Annotated in this window: 5 protein-coding genes; 2 read left to right on the top strand and 3 right to left on the bottom strand. The window is 49.8% G+C overall.

All coding sequences use genetic code 11. The features are described from left to right. Positions 1-2,332 (bottom strand): DUF1601 domain-containing protein (locus ACO6V1_RS21695; protein ID WP_422468497.1); only part of this gene is annotated, 2,332 nt, incomplete at its 3' end. Between ACO6V1_RS21695 and ACO6V1_RS21690 the strand changes: the two genes are divergently transcribed. Beyond that, the gene (locus tag ACO6V1_RS21690) at positions 2,327-2,545 is read left to right on the top strand and encodes a hypothetical protein (RefSeq protein WP_422450719.1); all 219 of its coding nucleotides are present in this window, start codon (positions 2,327-2,329) and stop codon (positions 2,543-2,545) included. The two genes, ACO6V1_RS21695 and ACO6V1_RS21690, sit on opposite strands and share 6 nt — an antisense overlap. Before the next feature lies 1 nt (position 2,546). Here ACO6V1_RS21690 and ACO6V1_RS21685 read toward each other — a convergent pair whose 3' ends face one another. Further along, a complete protein-coding gene (locus ACO6V1_RS21685; protein ID WP_422468495.1) occupies positions 2,547-5,312 on the bottom strand; it encodes a DUF1601 domain-containing protein in 2,766 nt (921 codons plus the stop codon). On the opposite strand from ACO6V1_RS21685, the gene ACO6V1_RS21680 reads away from it, so the two are divergent. Beyond that, complete coding sequence (locus tag ACO6V1_RS21680; RefSeq protein WP_422468493.1) at positions 5,307-5,525, top strand: hypothetical protein; 219 nt, start codon at positions 5,307-5,309, stop codon at positions 5,523-5,525. The two genes, ACO6V1_RS21685 and ACO6V1_RS21680, sit on opposite strands and share 6 nt — an antisense overlap. A 1-nt stretch (position 5,526) precedes the next feature. On the opposite strand, the gene ACO6V1_RS21675 is transcribed toward ACO6V1_RS21680, so the two are convergent. Further along, on the bottom strand, positions 5,527-6,859 hold a 1,333-nt coding region (locus tag ACO6V1_RS21675), incomplete at its 5' end, for a DUF1601 domain-containing protein (protein ID WP_422468491.1).

Below are 6,859 nucleotides of genomic sequence, written 5' to 3'. Positions count from 1 at the left end.
TGATATGCTGGGGAATAAATTGGTCTTTCTGTGCGTTTACCAGGGGCAACAGCACGGCCACAGCCTCGTTAAACTCAGGTGTTCGCTCCAGCCCGTTGTCCACCAGTTTCGCCATGGCCCACAGCAGATTGGCGATATGCTGAGGAATAAATTGTTTTTTCTGTGGGTTCACGAGAATCAACAGTGCAGCCACGGCCTCGTTGAGCTGTGGTGTCCGGTCCTGTCCGTTGTCCACCAGTTTTGCCAAGGCCCACAGCAGATTGGCGATATCCCGCGCATTAAATTGGCTTTTCTGTGCGTTCACATGAGGCAACAGCGCGGCCACGGTCTTTTCGAGTCCTGTTGCTCTCTCCTGTTTGTTGTCCACCAGTTTCGCCATGGCCCCCAGCAGGTTGGTGATTTCTTTTGGTTTAAATTCAGATTCCTGTGCAATCACGAGGGGCAATAGCGCGGCCAGAGCCCCGTTGAACTCTGGTGTCCTGTCCTGCCCATTGTCCACCAGTTTTGCCATGGCCCACAGCAGGTTGGCGATACCCTGTGGTTTAAAATCAGCTTTCTGTGCCTTCACGTTGGACGATAGCGCGGCCACGGCCTCTTTGAGTTCTGCTGTCTGCTCCAGCCCGTTGTCCACCAGTTTTGCCATGGCCCACATCAGGTTGGTGATATGCTGAGCAATAAACTGGTCTTTCTGTGCGTTTATCCGGGGCAACAGCGCGGCCACAGCCTCGTTGAGCTCTGGTGTCCGTTGCCTGTTGTCCATCAGTTTTGCTATGGCCCACAGCAGGGTGGCGATTTGCTGAGGAATAAATTGTTCTTTCTGTTCGTTCACGCGGGGCAGCAACGCGGTCAGGACTCCGTCGAGCCTTGTTGTCTGCTCCAGCCCGTTGTCCACCAGTTTTGCCATGGTCCACAGCAGGTTGGCGATATCCTGTGGTTTAAAGTTAGCTTTCTGTGCGTTCACGTGGGGCAATAGCACGGCTACGGTCTTACTGAGATCTGTTGTCTGCTCCAGCCCGTTGTCCATCAGTTTCGTCATGGCCCATAGCAGGTTGGCGATTTCCTGCGGGTTAAGTTTGGCTTTCTGAACGTTCACCTGGGGCAACAATGTAACCAGAGCCTCTTTGAACTCTGGTGTTTGTTCCTGCCCGTTGTCCAACAGTTTTGCCATGGCCCAGAGCAGGTTGGTGATATCCTGGGCATTAAATTGGCCTTTCTGCGCGTTCACATGGGGCAACAGCACGGCCACGGTTTCTTTGAGCTGTGGTGTTCGCTCCTGCCTGTTGTCCATCAGTTTCGCCATGGTCCACAGCAGGTTGGCAATTTCCCTTGGTTTAAAGTCAGTTTTCTGTGCGTTTACCTGGGGCAACAACGCGGCCACGGCCTTGTTGAGCTCTGGTGTTCGCTCCTGCCCGTGTTCAACCAGTTTTGTTATGGCCCACAGCAGGTTGGTGACTCCCTGTGGTTTAAAGTTAGCTTTCTGTATGTTCACATGTGGCAACAACAAGGCCACGGCCTCGTTGAGCCCTGGTGTCCGCTCCTGCCAGTTGACCACCAGTTTCGCCATGGCCCACAGCAGGTTGGCGATACCCTGGGCTTTAAATTGATTTCTCTGTGCGTTCACGTGGGGCAACAGAGCGGCCACGGCCTCTTTGAGCTCTGGTGTCTGCTCCAGCCCGTTTTCCACCAGTTTCGCCATGGCCCACAGCAGGTTGGCGATTCCCTGGGCATCAATATCCCATGATGCAGCTTTTCGGTTGCACTTGAATATTATTGCATCAAGCAGCGTTGACAATAAGGCAACCTGAGTATGCCTGACACGCTCATCCACGGGTTTATGAGGGGTAAAAACACCCGCTGAAGTAAATGAGTGAAGTGTTGTTGTCAGGCTTCGCCAACTCCAACGCCGTGTGGCTGTATAATTTTGTAAAAAAATCATCAGCTGGCTTTGTTCCGCTCGGGTTAAGGGACTTTGAGAAGCTAACGTGTATCTCTTGATTGAATTGGCATATTGACTGTGATTTTTCCCATCATAACGATAACCGAAATGATCAGATTTACTCATCAGTTCATCCATTACTTCCTGTTTGACGAAGGCATTGAAGTCTTGAGCAGGGTTTACTGAACGGCACGGCAGGTTTTGGGCAAAATATGGGGCAGAAGAGTGGTAAAATTCATTACGCTCCGGAGTAGTGCGGGGGATATTATCCCGCTTTCTGACGGTGGCATGTTTAAATTGTCCACGCTTTGAATAAGCGGCATGGTCATCCGGTTGGTTGTAATCATTACCTGATCCTGCGTATTGACCACCGATACCAGCAGAGCTTCTATGCATAGTTATATTTCATTAATTCATGAAAATATAAAAGACAGACTGCTGTTCTGTTCAGAAGTTCATTTTGCTGAAATATCGATAAAACCGCACGGTTGGGGATACTCATCTACTCCTGATGCCACCAATTCGTTATTTCCAAATCATCCGGGGCGAGCTGCATGGGCAACAGGTGTTCAACGCTGGCACTCCCTTGAATGTGAAAACGGTTCTTGAGTCATGATGGAAGGGAGGAGATTACTGGTTTTTTTCTCGTCCTTTTTCTCCTTTTTGGTTTACCTGTTTGCTCTTCTGAAGGTTCTTTGGCGGTTAAGTAACCGTGATCTTGCTGTCTTTTATCGGTAGTAACGTATGCCTCATCTCTGTTAAGTGGTACAGAATGACCCTGTGGCGGGATGCCTGCCTTGGTCTTTATTTGGTCAATATAGAATTTCATTGAATCTTGATTCCGAAGCATGTTGGCCGGGATTTCAATGACTTCAAATCCTGATTTTTTCAGCAGTGCGATTTTCAGCAGCGTCGAACCCTTCCTGGTTTTGAAATCAGCACTTGTGTAATGAGATGGTCCCTGAATTTCAATCACCATGTTGTGATCGGGCAGTAGCAGGTCAACCGGAGGCAATGAGTTTAGACACTTTTCTTCTTCAATCTTTAAAGAGGGAATGCATGATTGGAGTTGATCACGGAAATTGGATTGAGGTTTTGAAATGCTTGTATGGTAATGGGGGATGATCGGACACGTTCTGCCAAGCCAACTTGCGGCCATGGCAATGATGGATTGATCATCTTCATTGTCGGGGGATGTATTTCCCAGGCGCGTAAACAGGTCATCCATGTGTTTTTCAAGCGCATTATTTTTATTGGCAGTGGCGAGCAGAGATAACCTGGCACAGCATACCATGACTCCCCAGAGAGACATCAATATGGCTTGCTGAGAGAGCCGGGGAGTTTCACGGATTCGGAAGACAAGCGATTCGCACGTGGCGGTACACTCGTTTAGCTCAATGAGTTCACCCAGTTTTGCCATGGCCCACAGCAGGTTGGCGATACCCTGAGGATTAAATTGGTCCTTCAGTGCGTTCACGTGGGGCAACAGCGCAGCCACAGCCTCATTGAACTCTGGTGTCTGGTCCTTTTTGCTGTCTACCAGTTTCGCTATGGCCCACAGCAGGTTGGCGATTTCCTGAGGGGTAAAATGAGCTTTTTGTGCGTTTACATGGGGCAACAGGGCGGCCACTACATCATTGAACTCTGGCGTCCGTTCTTGCCCATTGTCCAGCAGTTTTGCCATGGCCCACAGCAGGTTGACGATTTCCTGTGGTTTAAAGTTAGCTTTCTGTGCGTTCATGTGTGGCAACAGCGCGGCCACGGCCTCGTTGAGTTCTGGTGTCTGCTCCTGCCCGTTGTCCACCAGTTTCGCGATGGCCCACAGCAGGTTGGAAATATGTTGAGGAATAAATTGTTCTTTCTTTGCGTTCACGCGGGGCAGCAATGCGGTCACGACTCCGTTGAGCCTTGCTGTCAGCTCGAGCCCGTTGTCCAGCAGTTTTGCCATGGCCCACAGCAGGTTGGCGATACCCTGTGGTTTAAAGTTAGTTTTCTGTGCGTTCACGTGGGGCAATAGCGCCGCTAAGGCCTCCCTGAGATCTGTTGTCTGCTCCAGCCCGTTGTCCACCAGTTTTGCCATGGCCCACAGCAGGTTGGCGATTTCCTGCGGGTTAAGTTTGGCTTTCTGTGCGTTCACCTGGGGCAACAATGTAACCAGAGCCTCTTTGAGCTCTGGTGTTCGCTCCAGCCCGTGTTCAACCAGTTTTGTTATGGCCCACAGCAGGTTGGCGATTCCCTGTGGTTTAAAGTTCGCTTTCTGTATGTTCACATGTGGCAACAGCGCAGCCACGGCCTCATTGAGCCCTGGAGTCCGCTCCTGCCCATTGACCGCCAGTTTCGCCATGGCCCACAGCAGGTTGACGATCCCCTGAGCATTAAATTGATCTTTTTGTGCGTTCACATGGGGCAGCAGCGCGGCCATAGCCTCGTTGAGCCCTGGTGTTCGCTCCTGTCCGCTGTCTACCAGTTTCGCCATGGCCCACAGAAGGTTGACGATTCCCTGAGCTTTAAACTGGTCCTTCTGTGCGTTCACGTGGGGCAACAGCGCGGCCACGGTCTCTTTGAACTCTGGTGTCTGCTCCTGCCCGTAGTCCACCAGTTTCGCCATGGCCCACAGCAGGATGGCAATGCCCTGAGGAATAAATTGGTCCATCTGTGCTTTCACGTGGGGCAATAGCGCGGCCACGGCCTCTTTGAGCCCTGGTGTGTGCTCCTGCCCGTTGTCTACCAGTTTTGCCATGGCCCACAGCTGGTTGGCGATCCCCCAGGCATCAATGTCCCGGGCTTGAGGTTTTTGGTTGCACTTGAATATTATTGCATCAAGTAGCGATGACAATAAGGCAACCTGAGTGTGCCTGACACGCTCATCCACGGGTTTATGAGGGGTAAAAACACCCGCTGAAGTAAATGAGTAAAGTGTTGTTGTCAGGCTTCGCCAACTCCAACGGCGTGTGGCTGTATAATTTTGCAAAAAAATCATCAGCTGGCTTTGTTCCGCTCGGGTTAAGGGGCGTTGAGAAGCTAACGTGTATCTCTTAATTGAATTGGCATATTGACTGTGATTTTTCCCATCATAACGATAACCGAAACGATCAGATTTACTCATCAGATCATCCATTATTTCCTGTTTGATGAGGGCATTGAAATCTTGAGCAGGGTTTACTGAACGGCACGGCAGGTTTTGGGAAAAGTATGGGGCAGAAGAGTGGTGAAATTCATTACGTCCCGGAGTAGTGCGGGGGATATTATCCCTCTTTCTGACGGTGGCATGTCTAAATTGTCCACGCTTTGAATAAGCGGCATGGTCATCCGGTTGGTTGTAATTATTATCTGATCTTGCGTATCTACCACCGATACCAGCAGAGCTTTTATGCATAGTTATATTTCATTAATTCATGAAAATATAAAAAACAGACTGCTGTTCTGTTCAGAAGTTCATTTTGCTGAAATATCGATAAAACCACACGGTTGGGGATACTCATTTACTCCTGATGCCACCAATTCGTTATTTCCAAATCATCCGGGGCGAGCTGCATGGGCAACAGGTGTTCAACGCTGGCACTGCCTTGAATGTGAAAACGGTTCTTGAATCATGATGGCAGGGAGGCGATTACTGGCTTTTTTCTCGTCCTTTTTCTCCTTTTTGGTTTACCTGTTTGCTCTTTTGAAGGTTCTTTGACGGTTAAGTACCCGTGATCTTGCGGTCTTTTATCGGTAGTAACGTATGCCTTATCTTTATTAAGTGATACAGAATGATCCTGTGGCGGGATGCCTGTCCTGGTCTTTATTTGATCAATATATGATTTCATTAAATCATGATTCCAAAGTACGTAAGCCGGGATTTCAATGACTTCAAATCCTGATTTTTTCAGCAGTGCGATTTTCAGCAGAGTCGAACCCTTCCTGGTTTTGAAATCAGCACTTGTGTAATGAGATGGTCCCTGAATTTCAATCACCATGTTGTGATCGGGCAGTAGCAGATCAACCGGAGGCAATGAGTTCAGACACTTTTCTTCTTCAATCTTTAAAGAGGGAATGCATGATTGGAGTTGATCACGGAAATTGGATTGAGGTATTGAAATGGTTGTCTGGTAATGGGGAATGATCGGACACGTTCTGCCAAGCCAATTTGCGGCCATGGCAATGATGGATTGATCATCTTCATTGTCGGGGGATGTATTTACCAGGCGAGTAAAGAGGTCATCCATGTGTTTGTCAAGAACATGGTTTTTATTGGCAGTGGCGACCAGAGACAACCTGGCACAGCATACCATGACGCCCCAGAGAGACATCAATATGGCTTGCTGAGAGAGCCGGGGAGTTTCATGGATTTGGTAGACAAGCGATTCGCATGTGGAGGTAAACTCGTTCAGCTCAATGAGTTCACCGAGTTTTGCCATGGCCCACAGCAGGTTGGCGATACCCTGAGGATTAAATTGGTCCTTCAGTGCGTTCACGTAAGGCAACAGCGCAGCCAGGGCCTCGTTAAACTCTGGTGTCTGGTCCTTTTTGCTGTCTACCAGTTTCGCCATGGCCCACAGCAGGTTGGCGATTTCCTGGGGGTTAAAATGAGCTTTTTGTGCGTTTACATGGGGCAACAGGGCGGCCACTACATCATTGAACTCTGGCGTTCGTTCCTGCCCGTTGTCCACCAGTTTTGCCATGGCCCACAGCAGGTTGGCGATACCCTGTGGGTTAAAGTTAGCTTTCTGAACGTTGACTTGGGGCAACAGCGTGGCCACGGCCTCTTTGAGCCCTGGTGTCCGGTCCTGTCCGTTGTGCACCAGTTTTGCCATGGCCCATAGCAGGCTGGTGATTTCCTGTGGTTTAAAATGAGCTTTCTGTGCGTTCACGCAGGGCAACAGCGCAACCACTGCCTCGTTGAGCTCTGGTGTCCGGTCCTGTCCGTTGTCCACCAGTTTC

The sequence above is a fragment of the Endozoicomonas sp. ALC013 genome (genome assembly GCF_049310205.1).
Taxonomy (GTDB): domain Bacteria; phylum Pseudomonadota; class Gammaproteobacteria; order Pseudomonadales; family Endozoicomonadaceae; genus Endozoicomonas.
This window is presented reverse-complemented; position numbering and strand designations above follow the sequence as displayed.

Bases quoted from the DNA above. Each gene is read 5' to 3' on its own strand.
- ACO6V1_RS21690 (WP_422450719.1), top strand. From the start codon at position 2,327: ATGCATAGTTATATTTCATTAATTCATGAAAATATAAAAGACAGACTG.
- ACO6V1_RS21680 (WP_422468493.1), top strand. From the start codon at position 5,307: ATGCATAGTTATATTTCATTAATTCATGAAAATATAAAAAACAGACTG.
- ACO6V1_RS21685 (WP_422468495.1), bottom strand. From the start codon at position 5,312: ATGCATAAAAGCTCTGCTGGTATCGGTGGTAGATACGCAAGATCAGAT.